This window comes from Lactobacillus nasalidis (genome assembly GCF_016587775.1).
Lineage (GTDB): Bacteria > Bacillota > Bacilli > Lactobacillales > Lactobacillaceae > Lactobacillus > Lactobacillus nasalidis.
This window is the reverse complement of record NZ_BOCG01000356.1, coordinates 1-1,052: the sequence shown is the minus strand read 5'-3', so window position 1 is coordinate 1,052 and position 1,052 is coordinate 1. Positions and strand designations below refer to the sequence as shown.

The following is a 1,052-nucleotide window of genomic DNA, read 5'->3' as shown; positions in this document are numbered from 1 at the left end:
CAGCCTCTTGGCCGGCCTGCTGCACGGCGCTGACCTGGAAAGCGCGGCGGCGGCTGCCGGCCAGTTCGTGGCCAAGGCGATCGTGGCCACCGATCCGGACCAGGACCAGCGCTTTGGCCCGAACTACGCGGCTGCCTTGCCCTGGCTGCTTCAGCAGCTGCAGAACTAGTGCATTCGATTGATAAGGGGGAAAAGAGCAATGCGCGATGAACAGAATTCTTTGAGAGCAGTCGTGATGACCGGCCTGTTCGCGGCCATGATCTATATCGGCATCTGGGTTTTGCGGATTCCGCTGCCGGCAGTCGTTGGCCGGCCCTTCATCCACTTCGGCAACACCTTGACGGCGGTGGCGATTCTCTACCTGGGCTTCCGCAATGGTGCCCTGGCGGGGATCATCGGCCTGGGCGGCTTCGACATCTTGAACGGCTACGCGGCTACCAGCTGGCTGACCATGCTGGAGGTGGTGGTGGTTGCCGCCGTTCTTTCAGGCGTCTACAAGGCCATGAAATACGATGACAGCAAGAAGAACATCATTATTTTGGCGGTCATCGCCGGGGTAACCAAGATTTTTACCTCCTACGCGACGACGGTCGTTGAGGCCCTGATGGCCGGGACGGCCCTGCAGCCGGCCCTGGTCGCCGCCTTCATGAGCCTGCTGGCCACGGTGATCAATTCCTGCTCAACCGCGGTCTGCACGCCGATTCTCTACTTTGCTTTGAAAGACGTTACCGCCCGCGTCATGAAACGGGCACACTAAAAGGCTTCCCGCTTGGGAAGCCTTTTTTATTCGCCAAAAAGCTGGTCGGCGATTTTGGCCGGCAGGGGGTCGGGCAGGACCAGGTCCAGGCCCACGGCGCTCTTGCCCTTTAAGCTGACCTCGCGGACAGTGGCGGGATCGATCTGGGCTTGGCCCAGGTAGCAGAACTTGGGGCCGTAGGCATCGGCCCGCTTGACGAAGACCGGCAGCCGGGTGGCCTGCCGGCCCTCAGCCACGCCCCGCAAAAGCTGCCGGACTTCCGGGGAATCCAGGTGGCGGGGAGTCCGGGTGAACC

2 protein-coding genes are annotated in these 1,052 nt (G+C 62.1%); one reads left to right on the top strand and one right to left on the bottom strand.

All coding sequences use genetic code 11. The annotated features are described in order from the left end of the window. Positions 1-199: 199 nt before the first annotated feature. Positions 200-757 (top strand): ECF transporter S component, encoded by a 558-nt coding sequence (locus lacNas_RS06820; RefSeq protein ID WP_201331076.1) that lies wholly within the window; start codon positions 200-202, stop codon positions 755-757. 26 nt (positions 758-783) lie between these two features. Here lacNas_RS06820 and lacNas_RS06815 read toward each other — a convergent pair. Next, a partial coding sequence (locus tag lacNas_RS06815; protein ID WP_201346719.1) for a DUF3427 domain-containing protein occupies positions 784-1,052 on the bottom strand: 269 nt, incomplete at its 5' end.

What these genes read in the sequence shown, in the direction of transcription:
- lacNas_RS06820 (WP_201331076.1), top strand. Translation starts at nt 200, where the DNA reads ATGCGCGATGAACAGAATTCTTTGAGAGCAGTCGTGATGACCGGCCTG.